Annotated in this window: 18 protein-coding genes; 2 read left to right on the forward strand and 16 right to left on the reverse strand. The window is 64.5% G+C overall.

The features are described 5' to 3' along the window. Positions 1–7: 7 nt before the first annotated feature. The 6 genes from MTX34_RS18180 to MTX34_RS18205 all read right to left on the reverse strand — a co-directional run bounded on the left by MTX34_RS18180 (position 8) and on the right by MTX34_RS18205 (position 5,465). Positions 8–1,783: a long-chain-acyl-CoA synthetase gene (locus MTX34_RS18180; protein ID WP_243610303.1), complete on the reverse strand. Its 1,776-nt coding sequence runs from the start codon at positions 1,781–1,783 to the stop codon at positions 8–10. A 92-nt stretch (positions 1,784–1,875) separates the two neighbouring features. Next, on the reverse strand, positions 1,876–2,439 hold the full coding sequence (locus tag MTX34_RS18185; RefSeq protein ID WP_243596842.1) for a TIGR00730 family Rossman fold protein: 564 nt from the start codon (positions 2,437–2,439) through the stop codon (positions 1,876–1,878). Then, positions 2,436–3,224, reverse strand: coding sequence for a TIGR00730 family Rossman fold protein (locus MTX34_RS18190; protein WP_243610304.1), 789 nt, complete (start codon positions 3,222–3,224; stop codon positions 2,436–2,438). The genes MTX34_RS18185 and MTX34_RS18190 overlap by 4 nt, the downstream gene beginning before the upstream one ends. A gap of 10 nt (positions 3,225–3,234) precedes the next feature. Then, entirely contained in the window at positions 3,235–4,320 is a 1,086-nt protein-coding gene (dapE, locus tag MTX34_RS18195; RefSeq protein ID WP_243610305.1) for a succinyl-diaminopimelate desuccinylase, read from the reverse strand. 11 nt (positions 4,321–4,331) lie between these two features. Then, entirely contained in the window at positions 4,332–5,252 is a 921-nt protein-coding gene (locus tag MTX34_RS18200; protein ID WP_243610306.1) for an SMP-30/gluconolactonase/LRE family protein, read from the reverse strand. A 69-nt stretch (positions 5,253–5,321) separates the two neighbouring features. Continuing rightward, complete coding sequence (locus tag MTX34_RS18205; RefSeq protein ID WP_243596838.1) at positions 5,322–5,465, reverse strand: hypothetical protein; 144 nt, start codon at positions 5,463–5,465, stop codon at positions 5,322–5,324. A 181-nt stretch (positions 5,466–5,646) separates the two neighbouring features. Between MTX34_RS18205 and dapD the strand changes: the two genes are divergently transcribed. Continuing rightward, positions 5,647–6,600, forward strand: a complete 954-nt coding sequence (gene dapD / locus MTX34_RS18210) for a 2,3,4,5-tetrahydropyridine-2,6-dicarboxylate N-succinyltransferase (protein WP_243596837.1) — start codon at positions 5,647–5,649, stop codon at positions 6,598–6,600. A gap of 89 nt (positions 6,601–6,689) precedes the next feature. On the opposite strand, the gene MTX34_RS18215 is transcribed toward dapD, so the two are convergent. The 5 genes from MTX34_RS18215 to MTX34_RS18235 all read right to left on the reverse strand — a co-directional run bounded on the left by MTX34_RS18215 (position 6,690) and on the right by MTX34_RS18235 (position 11,005). Then, positions 6,690–8,108 carry an HNH endonuclease signature motif containing protein gene (locus MTX34_RS18215; protein ID WP_243596836.1) on the reverse strand — a complete coding sequence of 473 codons (1,419 nt, stop codon included), beginning with the start codon at positions 8,106–8,108 and terminating at the stop codon, positions 6,690–6,692. 214 nt (positions 8,109–8,322) lie between these two features. Then, positions 8,323–8,778, reverse strand: a complete 456-nt coding sequence (locus MTX34_RS18220) for a 6,7-dimethyl-8-ribityllumazine synthase (RefSeq protein ID WP_243596835.1) — start codon at positions 8,776–8,778, stop codon at positions 8,323–8,325. Between the two features lie 10 nt (positions 8,779–8,788). Then, positions 8,789–9,220 (reverse strand): DUF1810 domain-containing protein, encoded by a 432-nt coding sequence (locus tag MTX34_RS18225; protein ID WP_243596834.1) that lies wholly within the window; start codon positions 9,218–9,220, stop codon positions 8,789–8,791. Between the two features lie 64 nt (positions 9,221–9,284). Beyond that, positions 9,285–10,085: an alpha/beta fold hydrolase gene (locus tag MTX34_RS18230; protein WP_243596833.1), complete on the reverse strand. Its 801-nt coding sequence runs from the start codon at positions 10,083–10,085 to the stop codon at positions 9,285–9,287. Between the two features lie 335 nt (positions 10,086–10,420). Beyond that, entirely contained in the window at positions 10,421–11,005 is a 585-nt protein-coding gene (locus MTX34_RS18235; RefSeq protein ID WP_243596832.1) for a TetR/AcrR family transcriptional regulator, read from the reverse strand. A gap of 61 nt (positions 11,006–11,066) precedes the next feature. Between MTX34_RS18235 and MTX34_RS18240 the strand changes: the two genes are divergently transcribed. Further along, a complete protein-coding gene (locus MTX34_RS18240; RefSeq protein WP_243596831.1) occupies positions 11,067–11,828 on the forward strand; it encodes an SDR family oxidoreductase in 762 nt (253 codons plus the stop codon). A gap of 4 nt (positions 11,829–11,832) precedes the next feature. Here the strand turns inward: MTX34_RS18240 and MTX34_RS18245 are convergent, their stop codons facing one another. The 5 genes from MTX34_RS18245 to MTX34_RS18265 all read right to left on the reverse strand — a co-directional run bounded on the left by MTX34_RS18245 (position 11,833) and on the right by MTX34_RS18265 (position 16,076). Further along, positions 11,833–12,318, reverse strand: coding sequence for a CoA-binding protein (locus MTX34_RS18245; protein WP_243596830.1), 486 nt, complete (start codon positions 12,316–12,318; stop codon positions 11,833–11,835). After that, positions 12,315–13,613 (reverse strand): O-acetylhomoserine aminocarboxypropyltransferase/cysteine synthase family protein, encoded by a 1,299-nt coding sequence (locus MTX34_RS18250; protein WP_243596829.1) that lies wholly within the window; start codon positions 13,611–13,613, stop codon positions 12,315–12,317. The genes MTX34_RS18245 and MTX34_RS18250 overlap by 4 nt, the downstream gene beginning before the upstream one ends. 4 nt (positions 13,614–13,617) lie before the next feature. Continuing rightward, positions 13,618–14,130, reverse strand: a complete 513-nt coding sequence (locus MTX34_RS18255) for an OsmC family protein (RefSeq protein WP_243596828.1) — start codon at positions 14,128–14,130, stop codon at positions 13,618–13,620. Between the two features lie 190 nt (positions 14,131–14,320). Then, positions 14,321–14,980, reverse strand: coding sequence for an SDR family oxidoreductase (locus MTX34_RS18260; RefSeq protein ID WP_243596827.1), 660 nt, complete (start codon positions 14,978–14,980; stop codon positions 14,321–14,323). Between the two features lie 49 nt (positions 14,981–15,029). Further along, a complete protein-coding gene (locus tag MTX34_RS18265) occupies positions 15,030–16,076 on the reverse strand; it encodes an ABC transporter substrate-binding protein (protein WP_243596826.1) in 1,047 nt (348 codons plus the stop codon). Positions 16,077–16,079 lie beyond the last annotated feature (3 nt).

Genomic DNA, 16,079 nt, shown 5'->3' on the forward strand with positions numbered 1-16,079 from the left:
CACGGGCCTAGCCCTTGGGTGCCTTACCTGCGGCGACCTCGTCGACGTAGCCGTCGTACGCCTTCTCGTAGCCACCGGACTTACCGCGCAGCACGTACAGATCGCTGTCGCTGTCTTCCTCGTAGCCGAGCTTGCGCAGGGCCACCTTCTGGCTCTTGAACGTCGACGTCTGCTCGAGGGTGTCGACGACCCTGACGAAGAGCGGCACCGCGTACGTCGGCAGCTTGTCGTAGAGGTGCTCGGCCACGGACTTGCCGTCGAAGGCCTCGCCCTCGCGGAGAGTCACCGCAGCCATGCCTGCCTTGCCGTCGGTTCCGTCGATGTCGACGCCGTACACGACGGCACCGTCGACCGACGAGTGCCCACCGAGGGCACCCTCGACCTGCGTGGTGGCCACGTTCTCACCCTTCCAGCGGAAGGTGTCACCGAGGCGGTCGACGAACGCGACGTGCATCCAGCCCTGCTTGCGGACCAGGTCGCCGGTGTCGAACCACGCGTCGCCGTCCTTGAATCCGTCGCGCACCATCTTCTTCTCGGTGGCCTTGTCGTCGGAGTAGCCGTCGAACGGTGCCCGGTCGGTGATCTTGGACAGCAGCAGTCCCACCTCGCCGTTGCCGACCTTGCGCAGCTTGCCGTCGTGACCGCGCTTGGCCTTGCCGGATTCCTCGTCGTACTGGACGACGGCGTAGGGCAGTGGGCAGATACCAGCGGTCTTCTTCATGTTGAGGGCGTTGATGAACGCGATGTTGCACTCGCTGGCACCGTAGAACTCGGCGACGCGGGAAATGCCGAACCGCTCGGTGAACTCCTCCCAGATCTCCGGGCGCAGTCCGTTGCCGACGATCAGCTTGACCGAATTGTCACGGTCGGAGGGCTTTTCCGGCTGCGTCAGCAGGTAACGGCACAGTTCACCGATGTACGTGAACGCGGTGGCCTTGTTGACGCGGACGTCGTCCCAGAAATTACTGACCGAGAACTGCTTGCCGATGGCCATGGTCGCGCCGCCTGCGAGCACCGAGGACAGCGTCACCGTCAGTGCGTTGTTGTGGTACAGCGGCAGGCAGCAGTAGATGACGTCGTTACTGCGCAGCCGGACGCCCATGTTGCCGAGCCCGGACATCGACTTGAGCCAGCGGAAATGGCTCATCAGGCTGGCCTTCGGCATGCCGGTGGTGCCCGAGGTGAAGATGTAGAACGCCTTCTCCTTGGCCTGGATCTCCGCGGTCACCTTCGGGTTGGCCGTGGACGCCGTCGCCGCGAGTTCGGCCAGCTTCTTCAGTGGCAGAACCGCTCCCACCTTCGGCTCGGCGTCCAGCGAATCGAGGGCTTCCTGCGTGTTCTCGTCCAGTACGAGAACCTTGGCGTCGAGAATCCCGAGGCTGTGCTCGAGCACGTCGCCGCGCTGGTTGTAGTTCAGCATGCCCGCGGTGGCACCGAGCTTGACGGCGGCGAGCGCGGCGAACAGCGCCTCCGGACGGTTCTTGCTGAGGATGCCGACGACGTCGCCGCGCTCCACTCCGTTGTCGGCGAACACTGCCGCGTACTGGTTGACGAGCTCGTTCGCGTCCCGGTAGGTGATCGACTCGCCCTCGAACCGCACGAACGGACGGTCGCTGCTCTTCGCGGCGGCGTCCTGGAAGATCTGACCGATCGACGCTTTGTGGTCGGGCTTGCGGGTGAATCCCGCCAGGCCCTTGAGCAGACTAGGCACCTCCGTCACCATTTTCGGCAACGCGACCGCGAGGTCGGTCACTCCGATTTTCTGACGGGCATCGACAGCCATGAACTCCCCTTTGAAGACGATGTGAGATTCCTTACCCTACTTGAGAGTAACAACTTTGAGCACCTCACTCCGTGGCCGAGCTTGGTGACCTGTCACAACGTTGCGCAGGCGTCCAGAGCTGCTGCGACAGTCGTGGTCCTGACCAGGGCGTCCAGGGCGCGCTGCTGCACGAATCCCGTCTCACGCAATCCGTCTATCCACTGCATCATGCCGTCGAAATGTCCGAATGGGTCGAGCATCACCATCGGCTTGCTGTGCATGCCCAGGTAGCCCGCAGTCCATGTCTCGAACAGTTCCTCCAACGTCCCGATCCCACCCGGCAAGGTGATGAACGCGTCGGCGCGGTCCTCCATGATCTTCTTCCGCTCACGCATGGTGTCGGTGACGATCAGCTCGTCGGCGTCGACATCGGCGACCTCGCGGTGCACGAGCGCTTTCGGAATCACGCCGACCGTGTTGCCGCCCGCTGCTCGCGTCGCCGCCGCGACCGCGCCCATCATCGAGACGTTGCCGCCGCCCGAGACCAGCTGCCAGCCTCGTCGACCGATCTCGGTGCCGACCTCGCCGGCCAGGTCGATGAACGAGGCGTCGACGGGACCCGACGCGCAGTAGACGCAGACACTGAGCAAGCCTTCGGTCGTGCCGCGATCGCTCACTGCTGGGCCTCGCGGACGATCCGGACAGCCTCGTCGACGCTGTCGGTGCAGTGGATCAGTTCGAGGTCCTTCTCGGACACCTTGCCTTCTTTCACGAGAGTCGTCTTTATCCAGTCGAGCAGTCCTGACCAGAAGTCCTTGCCCAACAACACGATCGGGAACCTGGTGACCTTCGCTGTTTGCACCAGGGTCAGCGCCTCGAAGAGTTCGTCGAGGGTACCGAAGCCACCGGGTAGGCACACGAATGCCTGCGAGTACTTCACGAACATGGTCTTGCGGACGAAGAAATATCTGAAGTTGACGCCCAGATCGACCCACTCGTTGAGGCCCTGCTCGAACGGTAGCTCGATCCCGAGGCCGATCGAGTACCCGTCGGCCTCGCTCGCGCCTCGGTTGGCCCCTTCCATCACGCCGGGTCCGCCGCCGGTGATGACGGCGAAGCCCTCCTTCGCGAGCGCGGCTCCGAGCTGCCGGGCTCGGGCGTACTCGGGATGGTCGACGGGGGTGCGCGCCGAACCGAACACCGTCACGGCCTTCGGGACCTCGGCGAGCGCACCGAATCCCTCGACGAATTCGCTCTGTATACGCAGTACGCGCCAGGTGTCGGAGTGAATCCAGTTCCCTGGTCCTCGCTCGTCGAGCAGTCGTTGATCCGAGGTGGACGTCTCGGTGTTCCGGCCACGACGCAGTACGACGGATCCCTTGTGCTTGGCCGACTTCTCGGTGCTGTGGCCGTCGGAACTGCCGAATTCCTCGAAACTATCTGGCCCCTGGTCGCTGTTCATGGCGTTCAGGCTATCCGGCAGAGAGATAGCTCCGGAGAACCTGTGTGACGTGAGTGATCTGCTCGACGGGTACGCGTTCGTCGCGCTTGTGGGCAAGATTGGGGTCGCCGGGTCCGTAGTTGACCGCCGGGATCCCGAGCGCCGAGAACCGGGAGACATCCGTCCAGCCGAACTTGGCCCGGAACTGTCCGCCCGCGGCCTCGATGAGAGCGGCTGCTGCGGGTCGGTTCAAACCGGGAAGCGCTCCGGGCGACGAGTCGGTGACCTCGAAGCCGAGATCCAGTCCCTCGACCACCTCACGAACGTGTTCGACGGCGTCGTCGACGTTGCGGTCAGGCGCGAAGCGAAAATTGACATCGAGTTCGGCCGCATCGGGGACGACGTTGCCCGCGACCCCACCGGAGATCCGGACTGCTTGCAGCCCTTCCCGATACACGCAGCCGTCGATATCGACGGTGCGTGCGCGATACGCCGCGAGTCGGTTCAGGACCGCACCGAACTTGTGAATTGCATTGTCTCCCAGCCAGGAACGAGCACTGTGCGCCCGTGTTCCCGACGCCGTCAGTCGAACCCGCAGCGTCCCTTGGCACCCGGCCTCGATGAACCCGCCGGACGGTTCGCCGAGGATCGCGACGTCGGCAGCGAGCCAGTCGGGAAGTTCGCGTTCGATGCGGCCCAGTCCGTTGCGAGCGGCGGCGATCTCCTCGCAGTCGTAGAACACCAGAGTCAGATCGTGCGCAGGATTGTCGATCGTCGCGGCGAGGTGCAGGAACACCGCGTCGCCCGACTTCATGTCGACGGTTCCGCACCCGTGCAGGATGTCGCCCTCGGCGCTGTCGTGCTCACGCCTCGACGGCACGTTGTCCGCGATGGGAACCGTGTCGAGATGCCCGGCGAGCATCACCCGCGACCCGAGTCCTCGATTGGTTCGGGCCAGAACTGCGTTGCCGCTGCGGATGATCTCGAAGCCCGTGGTCTGCTCGCGGAGCGCCTGCTCCACCTCGTCGGCGATGCGCGATTCGTCCTCACTGACACTGGGGATGTCCACCAGTGCCGCGGTGAGGTCTATCGGGTCGGCATGCAGTTCGAGCGTCACGGGAGAAAACTCTAGGCCGTGGATCCCGGAATCTCGCGGACCACGCCGTCGAAGCCGGCACCGAACAATCTTCCGCTCGAGAATCCCTGGTCGGAGCGTCCGTACGTTACGACGCTGGTCAACCGTGTACCGGTGCCGATGACACACGTCGCCCCCGGCGCATCGATGCGGATGACGGAGCCGCCTGCGTTGAGCGGCACCACCGGGCGTCCGGCATCGTCGAGGGTCAGCCCGTCCGGGGCCGCGAAGCTGTCGAGACCCGACAGGTCGAGCACGCTTTCCGGTGCCGAGGGGTTGGCGATCGGAATTCGGCTGACCCCTGGGTTCACGAACGTTCGCGAGACGTACAGGTACCGATCGGCGGCGTCGAGCACTGCGCCGTTGGCGCTGGGGAAGCGCGCCCATGCTGGGTCGACCGCGCCGTCGGGGCCGATCCGGCCGATGAGCGAGCCGAAGTCGTTGGTGGCGTACACCGTTCCGTCGGCGGCGACGGCAAGTCCGTTCGCCGCACTGAGACCCTTCGCGAAGGGAGTGACGGCAAGGGTGTCGACGTCGAGTCGAACGATCCCCGCGGACTTGACGACGTCGCCGACGAAGACGCGAGGGTCGGCTCCGTAGCCGACCAGCAGGGTGCCGTCGGGCATCCATGCCAGAGCTCCGCCGCCGCCGCTGGGGACCTTGGCGATGGGGTACGCGGGCCGGCCCGGCGCGTCGATGCGGTACACCCGGCCGGACACGATGTCGGTGACGTAGGCGCGACCCGACGCGTCAACGGCAAGGCCCTCCAGTGCAGCCCCCGGAATTCTTGCGACCACTGCCGACTTCCCGCCGACTCCGACGCAGTTGGGTGCGGCAGCTGCGGCACCGGAACCGGCAACCACGCCGGTCACCGTCAGAAGTGATGCAGCGATCACCGAAATTATCGAACGCATGGCTATTGACCTGCTCGAACTCATGACATCCCCCGCCTACGGCGACCCCCTGTCAGCCGATGGGCATGTCTACCACGCCTCGGCGACAACCAAACCGAAAGCGACTCCGAGGATGATCGTCGCGGCCAGCGTCGTCACCAATCCGGTGAAGGAGACGCCGTCCATCATCACTGCTGCGGCTCCTCGGCTGCGCGAGCCGGTACGGGTGATCACCGGTGAAACTCTGTCAGCTCCCCCGCCCCCTACCCGTCCACCGGCATCCCGATGCGATCACACTCGGCAGTCGAATCGGTAACGAACCGACGCGGCATCAGGATCGGAATCCGGAAACAGTCCGAGTACCCGCGATGACGGGTGAACCCGCGCGCGAAACCCACCGCGTATTCTTCCTGCCGTGAGCGCACAGGGAGCATCAGCAGTAGGAATTGCCAACATCACGACGTCGGGTGTCGTTCTGGACACCTGGTTTCCGAGCCCTGAGCTCGGGTCGGGCTTCGAGGCCGGCACCACCCGACTCGAGGGTTCGGATGTCCCCGAGGAGCTGGCCGCTCTCGTCGGACCGGACGAGGCGCGCGGCGTCGAGGTAGTCGCAGTGCGCACCAGCATCGCCTCGCTCGACGACGCCCCGATCGACGCGCACGATGCATATCTGCGACTGCATCTGCTCTCGCACCGGCTGGTTCAGCCGCATGGGCAGAACCTCGACGGAGTGTTCGGCCTCCTCGCCAATGTCGTATGGACCAACTTCGGCCCCGCGGCGGTCGACGGCTTCGAAACGGTGCGCGCGAAGCTGCGCGTCCGCGGTCCGGTGACCGTGTACGGAGTCGACAAGTTCCCGCGTCTGGTCGACTACGTCGTTCCCACCGGCGTTCGTATCGCCGACGCCGACCGCGTTCGTCTCGGTGCTCATCTGGCCAGTGGAACGACGGTCATGCACGAGGGCTTCGTCAACTTCAATGCCGGCACGCTCGGCAACTCGATGGTGGAGGGCCGCATCTCGGCGGGCGTCGTGGTGGGCGACGGTTCCGACGTCGGCGGCGGTGCGTCGATCATGGGCACGCTCTCCGGTGGCGGCAAGAACGTCATCTCCGTCGGAAAGAGCTGCTTGCTGGGCGCGAACTCCGGGCTCGGCATTTCGCTCGGTGACGACTGCGTCGTCGAGGCGGGGCTGTACATCACCGCCGGAACGAAGGTCAGTGGTCCGGATGGAACTGTGGTGAAGGCGGCGACACTGTCCGGCAAGTCCAACCTGCTGTTCCGTCGCAACTCGCTGTCGGGTGCTGTCGAGGTGGTGCCGTGGAAGGGCACCGGCGTCGAACTGAACGCGGCATTGCACGCCAACGACTGAGAGTCCGATTCACTCGAATCATTCTGTTGAACAACCTCTTCCAGCCCCGCACCGTGTTCTCGGTGCGGGGCTGGAGCTTTTCTTGGGGGTCAGGCGATGTGGGGTCCGGCTCGGGCGTGGGATTGTCTGGGTTGTCGGTAAGGGTCGACGGTGGCGGGTGGTACGAACCATGGGTGGTTGTCGGTGCCGATGAACACTTCCCAGTCGGAGTGGTGCATGAGTCGGTGGTGGAATCCGCACAGTAGGACCAGGTTGTTCATGTCGGTGGGGCCGCCGTCGGCCCAGTGCCAGATGTGATGTCCTTCGGTCCAGGCGGCGGGTTTTCCGCAGCCGGGGAAGGCGCAGCCGTGATCGCGGGCGGTGAGGGCTTTTCGTTGTTTTGCGGTGACGGTGCGGGCGGTGCGGGCGAGGTTGAGTGGGTTGCCGTGTTCGTCCAGGACGATGGCGGTGAGAACGCAGTCGCAGGCGAGTTGGCGGGAGGTGTTGCGGGAGAGTGGTCCCATCAAGGGGAGCCAGCCGACTGACGTGCCGTCGCCGAACAGGTCCCTGTAAGCGCCGCGATCCGGGGCAGCGTCGCTTCCGCAGCTACTGTCTGTGTCGTCATCCGACGTTTCTTCAGCATCGGGGTGGATGGGGTGTCCGGTGTTGATGTCGACCGGATCGACGGTGTCGGATTCGGTTGCTGCGCGTGCGGTTTCGTCGTCGGCAATGTCATCTTCGATGTCGTCGGCGGTGTCGGCGCTGTCGCGGAGGTCGGTGAGGTCGCGCAGGTTGATGTGCAGGTTCAGGTGGGGGCGTTCGCCGCCTTCGATGGGCCGGCTGCTCGAGGCGAGGTATTGGTCGAGGATGTGCCCGAAGGCGTCGGCGCGCCGTTTGGCGGGGGTGCGGTCGTCTGGGGTGCCGTCTGCGGCGGGTCGGGGTTCGGTCAGGGGTGAGAGTGCGGTGAGGAGTTTTTCTCCGGTGACAGCGTCGACATCCATCTTCGCCACCAGACGTCCGTTCAGGGTTGTCGACGCGAACAGTTCGTTGCGGTCGGTGTTCTCCGGTGGTGGTGTCTTGCCGCCGAACTCGTCCTCGAGTTTGGTGATCGCTGCGCGGATCCGGCCGGTGCGTGCTTCGGGCCCGGTGGCGGCGGCGATCATCGCGGTGCGGGCCATGACGCGGCCCTCTTCCGGGAGGTCCTTCGGTGGGGTTTCGGCGAAGGTGAGGATCAGCGCGGCGTGATCGACGGACATCACGCCGGTGTTCACGGCGTCGGCGATATCGGGAAACGCAGCCATACCGCGGGCGAGGGCGACGATCTTGGTGGCCTTGGACGGTGACAGCAGGGTAGTGGACGTCAGCCAGCCGGCGGGTCCGGGGAATCCCAGTTTCTCACGGGAGACGCGGGTGTCGATCTCTGCGACGAGAGCGATCCGCCGGGCCTCCAACAACTGAATCTCATGGGAGACCGTAGCGGCGTCGGCGAGCAGTTCACTCTCGCTCAGTTGCCAGATCTCCGTGGTCATGGACGCAAGTGTATCGAACGTGCGTTCGACTGGCAAGCATGATTGAATCGAAAACTGTTGTCCTGCTTAACTATTGGCTATCCAGAACCTGTCGGTAGGGTGTGATAACGACCGACGTCGTAGACCTCCCAGCGCTAGAAGCACTGTCGCGAGTAACGCCGAGCCGACGACATAAGGCGCGACGTCGAACTTCGATCACCCGCACCCCGACGCGTCAGCCGATGGTTCCCAGCGAAGCAAGAGTCTTGACAACCGCCCGCGCCGCCTCGGCACCCTTCGTCTCCAGGTGCGCGGTGAAGAAGGCCTTGTGGTCAGCGTGTTCGTGGAAGTGGTGTGGCGTCAGCACCACCGAGAACACCGGCACGTCGGTGTCCAGCTGCACTCGCATCAGGCCGTCGATGACCGCCGTTTCGACGAAGTCGTGTCGATAGATTCCGCCGTCCACCACCAGCGCGGCGGCAACGATCGCCGAGTACTTTCCGGTCTTGGCGAGCCGCTGTGCGTGCAGCGGGATCTCGAATGCCCCGGGCACCTCGAACACGTCGATGGGCGTCTCGCCCCGACCGAGCTCCTTCAGCTCGACGGCGAATCCCACTCGCGCGCGATCGACGATGTCCAGGTGCCAGCTGGCGTGGACGAAGGCAATGGATCCGGCGAGTGGAGTGGTCATGGGTGCGATGCTAGCGGTATCGCTCGTCGAGCAAGTCGAGTGTCGGGCCATCGAATTCACCGGCGAAGTACTTCTGCAACACTTCGCCGAATACGGACGGACCCTCGGTAGCTTCGGCGAACAGCGTCATCGACGAATGCAGCTTCAGGTTGTCGGGATAGCCGAAGATCTCTTCGACCGTGCGCCCTTCGACAGCCACCACCAGCCGTGCCGCCTTCTTCAGGCGCGGCCCAAGCACTTCGTGCGAGAGGTACAGTTCCGCCTCGGTCAGATCCGCGATGCCGAAGTGCTGAGCAGTCGCGCTGCGCCCCAAACCGGCCAACTGCGGGAACACGAACCACATCCAGTGCGTCTGTTTCCGTCCCGCTTTCAGCTCCCGCGTCACCACAGTCCAGACGGGATCCTGAGCGTCGACGAAGCGTTGCAGGTCGTATTCGGTCATGCCGTTCAACCTAGCGGTCCATTGCCGCTTCGGATTTCAGCTCGCGGCAATCAGACGACAGGTTTCAGCCCAGGGCACTCAGCAGCACGGCATCGAGTTCCCCGGCCGGCAGCATCGGCAACATGTGATGGCTGCTGCCGGCCAGGATGACGGTGTGTGCGTTCGGGAGAACCGTCTCGACAGCGTCGGCAACACGAGAACTGTTGTGCACCTTACTGTCACCGGCAAAGACGACGGTGACGTCCGCGGCCAGCGTCGCCCATCGATTTCCTTTGGGGCGGCGCGGAACCACTGGTTTCGCCGACGGGAAGTCGGTGCCTCGCTCTGTGAGATCGAGCCAGTCGGCGTCGAGCGGAGCCTTCTGCGTTTCCCACCGGATCAGAGAACGCATACGTTGGCGAGTCGGTCGCACCAGAAGTGGCACCGCGTGCAGCAGGTACGCGAGGCGCATGCCAGCGAAACACGAAGGGGGATCCAGCAGGACGAGAGCGCGGACGCGCTCTGGCCGGTGCAGTGCGTACGCGAGCGCCATCATCGCCCCGTACCCATGTCCGACCATCGAAGTCCGCGTGACCTCGAGGGTTTCGAGAACCTGATCGAACCAGCACATCAGGTCATCGACAGTGCGGATCGGTTTCTGACCGACAATGCTTCGTCCGGGCTCACCCATCGGGTCGATTGCGAAGACCCGGTAGCCCAGGGCCAGGGCGGCGACATTGGCGAACCAGACGGTCGAGGTTGCTCCGCCGCCGGGCAGTAGCACCACCGGAGTTCCATCGAGGGGGCCTACGGCGTTGACTCGAGTTGTGCCGTAGCCGGATTCGACGTCGATGGTGTCGATGGGCAGCGGCCACTTCGACAGCACGCGTTCGTAGGCCGTAAAGAATCCGTCAGCTGCGGAGCTATCCCTGAACCGACTCACTGAACCTCCCAAATATCTCGATAATCAAGATACTAGATCATCGTGATAGTTCTGGGCAGTGCTTTTCATCGACGCTGATTCCTTGGACGAAGAACTGCGCGATGCTCCATCGGCCGTGCACCGACTACGTCCGCTCGCAGTGAATATCGATCTGCGGGGACAGGGGTTCGGTCGCGCGACTTCATCCAGTGAGGGCGACGTCCCGCGCGAAACGATCTACAATTTCGACACCAGGAACGTTCTCAGGCACCACCGCACTCACATTCAGGACACACAACCTAGGTGAACCCGCGCAGCAGTGTGTCGACGGTGGCGTCGAGCAGATCCTCGGTCGGGACGCCGTCGAGCAGGTCGCCGGTGGCCAGCATCGCGAGTCCGTGCACGCTCGCGAATGCCACTCGCGCAAGGATCTCCGGTGGAGCCTCGGTGATCACACCGGCTGCTATGGCTTCGCCGAGCAATGCCTCGGTAGCGGTCATACTCTCGTGCGCAACAATTTTCAGCTTCTCACTGGCGTCGGGATGATGCTTGGTGCTGTACATGACGTCCAGCAGCTCCGGGTGTTCGACGGCGAATCCCACGTAGGCGCGGGCAACTCCACGGAACCGAGCCATCAGCTCACCGGGCCCCGTTGCCGCTGTGACCATCCGGCGGTTCAGTTCCTCGAAACCGTGCAGCGCCAGCGCATCCAAGAGCGCTTGCTTGTCGCGGAAGTGGCGCGCCGGGGCACCGTGACTGACGCCGACATCTCTGGCCAGCTGCCGAAGCGACAACGCCTCGACTCCGCCGTGCGCGATGCTCCGTTCGGCCTCGCCGAGCAACACCGCGCGCAGGTCGCCGTGGTGGTAGCGCTGCGTTGCCATGCATTCACCCTAGGCGATGTTGGCGTTGACAACAATGCTGACACTGCCTACATTGGCTGCCATGACTTCCACAGCGCTCATCACCGGAGCAAGCTCGGGCCTCGGCGAGGAATTTGCCACCCGCTTCGCCGCACGCGGCGAGAACGTCGTCCTCGTGGCACGACGCGCCGATCGGTTGAACACCCTGGCGCGGCGCATCGAAACCGAGCACGGCGTGACGGCCACCGTCGTGGTCATGGACCTGGGCGCGCCCGGTGTCGGCGCAGCCCTGCGAACCACGCTGGTGGACAAGGGAATCACCCCCACAACCCTCGTCAACAATGCAGGCTTCGGGACGCACGGAAAGTTCACCGACGAGGATCCTGCGCGCATCGCCGCCGAGATCGCACTGAACGTGAGCGCCTTGGTCGACCTGACGCACGCATTTCTGCCGAACCTCACCGGCGCGTTGATCAACATCGCGAGTACTGCTGCGTACCAACCCACCCCCAACATGGCCGTCTACGGTGCCACGAAGGCCTTCGTCCTCAACTTCACCGAAGCGCTGGCCTTCGAGCACCGTACCTCGTCGCTGAAGATTCTCGCGCTCTCCCCCGGCCCCACCCGCACCGAGTTCTTCGACGTCGTCGGAACCGGCGACGCCGCGGTGGGTAACTACCAGACCTCCGAGCAGGTGGTCTCGACGGCTATGCGCGCGTTGGATTCTCGCCGCACCCCCGCCAGCGTCGTATCCGGCCTGTCCAACAAGATCAGCGCCGGCGGTGTGCGTTTGGCCCCACGTTCACTGGCCGCGAAGATCAGCGGTCGCCTGCTGAAGGCCTGAACCGCTAACCGCGCGTACGACGCGAATCGATCACTCCCGTATCGAATCCGGCCAGATGCAGTCCTCCGTGGAATCGGGCGTGTTCGATCTTGAGGCACCGATCCAGGACAACGTTCAGTCCCGCTGCCTCGGCGTCGCGTGCCACCTGCTCGTGCCACAACCCGAGCTGAAGCCAGATCGTCTTCGCCTGCGCTGCAATCGCTTCGGACAGAACGTCGGGCAAGTCGTCGTACTTGCGGAACACGTCCACCATGTCCGGTCGCTTCGGGAGATCGGCGAGCGTCGGGTACACGGGCGTGCCCTCGATGTCGGCAACCGTCGGATTCACGAGAAATATCTCGTAGTTGCTCGTCGACGACAGATACCGGTTGACGAAGTAGCTTGCCCGCGAGGGATTCTTGGACGCACCGACGATCGCGACGGTCTTCGTCTCACTCAGGATGCGTTGCCGCTGCGGCGCGGACGGGCCCTGCCAGGTGCGTTCGCTCATGACCGCGCCTTTCCTGTTGCCAGTGTCAGGGCCTGATCCAGGTCCCACAGAATGTCCTCGGCATCTTCGAGTCCGACGCTGATGCGTATCAACTCGGGACCGACACCTGCTCCGCGCAGCTGCTCGTCGGTCAATTGTCGATGCGTCGTGCTGCCAGGGTGGATCACCAGCGTGCGCACGTCACCGATATTGGCCACATGGCTGGCGACCTGAACGCTCTCGACGAACGCCTGACCGGCCTCGCGGCCACCGTCGATTCCGAAAGCGAATACCGCACCAGGGCCGGCGGGGAGGTACTTCGCTGCGCGGTCGTGATGCGGATGCCCCTCCAGCCCAGCCCATCTCACGTACTCGATCCGGGAATCTGCTTCGAGCCATTCGGCGACCACTCGGGCATTGCCGACATGCGCGTCCATACGCTGCGGCAACGTTTCCACCCCCTGGATCAAGGTGAACGCCGATTGCGGTGCCAACGCGCCCCCGATGTCGCGCAGTTGCTCACTGCGCAGTTTGGTCAGAAAGCCGTACTCCCCGAAGTTTCCCCACCACGACAGCCCGCCGTAGGAGGCCACCGGTTCTGTCATCTGCGGGAATTTGCCTGAGCCCCAGTCGAATCGACCGGACTCGACCACCACTCCCCCGAGCGTCGAACCGTGCCCGCCGAGAAACTTCGTCGCCGAGTGAATCACGATGTCGGCACCGAATTCGATAGGCCGGCTGAGCCACGGCGTCGCCATCGTCGCGTCGATCACCAGCGGAATTCCGTGATCGTGGGCGACGGCGGCGAGACCGTCTATGTCGGCGATCTCCCCCGACGGGTTACCGATGACCTCGGCGTAGATCAGCTTGGTCGAATCCGTCACCGCTGCTGCGTAATCCGACGGATCGGTACCGGGAACGAACGTGGTTTCGACGCCGAAGCGGCGCAGCGTCACGTCCAGCTGGGTCACCGTGCCGCCGTACAGCCCGGCCGCGGCGACGATGTGGTCTCCGGTGCCGGCAAGCGCAGCGAACACTGCGAACTCGGCCGCCAACCCACTGGCGAACGCAACCGCTCCGATGCCGCCTTCGAGGCTCGCAATGCGCTCCTCGAAGGCGGCGACGGTGGGGTTACCGATACGACTGTAGACATTGCCGTACTTCTGCAGAGCGAACAGATCGCCTGCGTCCGCGGAATTCTCGAACACGTAGCTCGCCGTCTGGTAGATCGGCACCGCACGCGAACCGGTGGAAGGATCTGGCCTCGCTCCGGCGTGAATTGCTCTGGTACGCAGGCCGAATGTCCGTTCGCTCATGACGTCAGGCCGTTTCGAGAACGGTGTGGATCGGAGTGGGATTGCGCGTCAGATCCAGCACGGGGCAGTGATCGTCGACGGCCTTCTGCAGCTCCTCGTACCGCTCCCGTGACTCGGGACCGGAGACGGTCACGACGACGCGCACCTCACCGAACCCGGGACGAACGTCGTCGTCGAAACCGAAGAAGCCGCGAACGTCGAGGTCACCCTCGGCCTTGGCCTTGATGTCGTCGACGACGATCCCGAGCTTCTCCGCCCAGACGCGGTAGGTGACCACCTGGCAGGACAGCAGCGACGCCAAGTAGTACTCGACCGGGTTGGCGGCGTTGTTCTCACCGCCGAGGGCAGGGGGCTCGTCGACCTCGACGGTGTACTTGCCCAAGGTGACGGTGCTGGCGACAGCATCGTGCGCGGTGACCGAAGCCCGGAAGACTGCCTGCGCGTTCTTCGGATCGGCCTGCACGGCATCGTCGGTGGCAGCGATGACGCCGCCGAGATGAGACACAGATGTGGTCATGGGAAATTCCTGTTCGATTCGAGGGTTGCCGGAACGACCCGAGGAGCGCGAAATGCTCGTCGGGGATGGGTTCGATCGACAGTTACGAACAGGAAGAAGTGCAGATGAGACCGAAGTCGATGGTGCGACGACGCACGAGCCTTCTGGCTGCGTCGATCACGTGTGTCTCGGTCACGATGCCGACAATAGCCTACGAGAACTGATCCGCGCCGACGTCCGTCTCATCGTCGACGATCGCCGCGACGATACGTGCGGCCACCGCATCCGGCGTCAGACCCTGCGGTAGTTTCGGTGCCTGCCCGGCGATCGGCCGTGTCGCCAGTCCCGTCTCGGTGTGCGGCGGACGCACGTCCACTATTCTGATCTTCGACTTACGTGCCTCTGTACGAACGCTTTTCAGCAATGCGCTCACCGCGGCCTTGGTCGCCGAGTAGGCACCCATGTTCGGCATCGGCTTGTCGGCCACGACGGCGCTGATGTTGAGCACGAACCCGCCCTGATCCAGGGTGGTCAGCGCTTCGCGAAGTACCCGCAGCGGCGCGAGATAGTTGAGCAGCAGCAGTTCGTCGACAGTGTCGTCGTCCACTTCGGTCACCGGACCGAACGCCACGACACCTGCGGCGATGACGATCCCGTCCAGTCCACCGTGGTGTTCGACGGCCTCAGCGACCACCGAGCGAGCCGAATCCGGCAGCGTCAGATCGGCATCGACCGTGTGATGGTCCGACTCGATGCTCCGGCCGCTCACGGTCAACCGAGCACCGGCCTGCGCGAGCTGCTCGACGATCGGGCCGCCGAGACCGCCACTGGCACCGAATACGAGAATGCGTGCACCGTCGAGTGTCGTCATACTTTCGAGGCTAACGGCCACCTCACACCCCCGCTGACGACGGCGTTCATCAGAGCAGTTCGGCTGCGCGGCGGACCACATCGATGCAGATGTCGAGATTGAGCGGGCTCAACGTCGAGAAGCCTTGAGCCACTTCGCCTTGCTCGAGCACCACCACCCGGCCCGCCGCGACGCTCGGCAACGAGGTGAACAGTCCGGTATCGACGATCCCGGCCGAGCCGAAGTCGAACACGACGAGTACGTCGGCATCGGCGAGAACGTCGGCGTTCTCAGTGGAGAACTCGGGGCGCGGGGCGTCCGCGGTCGCTCCGTCGGACAGAGCGGCGACCGTCGTGAACCCGGCTCGTCGGAACAGATCCACGGCGGGGATGGACTCGTGCCCCAGCCCGTAGAACATCGACGTGTCGTAGGCGGCGATCAAACCGACCGTGGCACCGCCGACGTCGAGCCCGTCGAGCGCGGCGGACATTCGCGCCTCGGTGTCCGCGATGAGTTCGTCGGCGCGATCTCGCCGATCGAGTGCGTCGCCGATCATCTCGAGGTTGCGCCGCCAGTCGAACGACGCGATCTGGACAACGGGGGCGAGCGATTCGAGCTGAGAACGAGAATCGGCCACCCCGTCGTCTCCGATGATGAGATCCGGTTCGGCTGCGGCGATGCGCTCGGTGTCGATCGACTCGCCGAGGGAGATCCGCTCACTCGACCCGCCGAGTTCGATGAGGGCGTTCTCGTGCCACTCCCAGGACCTGTTCGGTGCGCCGATCATCTCGGCGAAGCCCTCGCGCACCCCGAACTGCACGGGAACGACGCCCAGCGCGAGCACCGTGTCGAGATCCCACAGGTTGGCCACACACGCCACCCGCGGCGGCCGACGGTCGATCACGACGGACTCACCGGCATCGTCGACGATCGTACGGGGATAGCCGTCCCCTGCAGTCCCGTCGCCCGACGGCTGCTCCTCACCGCTCCCGCATCCGGCCAGCAAGGCCGCAAGCGCGACGCTGCCGATGAGGAACTCACGACGCGTCGCCGCCTCGATCGTGTTTGTCTCGAACTGGGTTTCCCCGATAGCGAATGCAGGCGCAGGTGCGGTCATGAC

It is taken from the genome of Rhodococcus sp. ARC_M5 (assembly GCF_022810405.1).
Lineage (GTDB): Bacteria > Actinomycetota > Actinomycetes > Mycobacteriales > Mycobacteriaceae > Rhodococcoides > Rhodococcoides navarretei.

Coding starts and splice junctions, on each gene's coding strand:
- MTX34_RS18235 (WP_243596832.1), bottom strand. CDS start 11,005: ATGGCAACGCAGCGCTACCACCACGGCGACCTGCGCGCGGTGTTGCTC.
- MTX34_RS18255 (WP_243596828.1), bottom strand. CDS start 14,130: ATGACCACATCTGTGTCTCATCTCGGCGGCGTCATCGCTGCCACCGAC.
- MTX34_RS18200 (WP_243610306.1), bottom strand. CDS start 5,252: ATGCGTTCGATAATTTCGGTGATCGCTGCATCACTTCTGACGGTGACC.
- MTX34_RS18250 (WP_243596829.1), bottom strand. CDS start 13,613: ATGAGCGAACGGACATTCGGCCTGCGTACCAGAGCAATTCACGCCGGA.
- MTX34_RS18240 (WP_243596831.1), top strand. CDS start 11,067: ATGACTTCCACAGCGCTCATCACCGGAGCAAGCTCGGGCCTCGGCGAG.
- MTX34_RS18190 (WP_243610304.1), bottom strand. CDS start 3,224: ATGAACAGCGACCAGGGGCCAGATAGTTTCGAGGAATTCGGCAGTTCC.
- MTX34_RS18225 (WP_243596834.1), bottom strand. CDS start 9,220: ATGACCGAATACGACCTGCAACGCTTCGTCGACGCTCAGGATCCCGTC.
- MTX34_RS18265 (WP_243596826.1), bottom strand. CDS start 16,076: ATGACCGCACCTGCGCCTGCATTCGCTATCGGGGAAACCCAGTTCGAG.
- MTX34_RS18180 (WP_243610303.1), bottom strand. CDS start 1,783: ATGGCTGTCGATGCCCGTCAGAAAATCGGAGTGACCGACCTCGCGGTC.
- MTX34_RS18245 (WP_243596830.1), bottom strand. CDS start 12,318: ATGAGCGAACGCACCTGGCAGGGCCCGTCCGCGCCGCAGCGGCAACGC.
- MTX34_RS18260 (WP_243596827.1), bottom strand. CDS start 14,980: ATGACGACACTCGACGGTGCACGCATTCTCGTATTCGGTGCCAGTGGC.
- MTX34_RS18220 (WP_243596835.1), bottom strand. CDS start 8,778: ATGACCACTCCACTCGCCGGATCCATTGCCTTCGTCCACGCCAGCTGG.
- MTX34_RS18215 (WP_243596836.1), bottom strand. CDS start 8,108: ATGACCACGGAGATCTGGCAACTGAGCGAGAGTGAACTGCTCGCCGAC.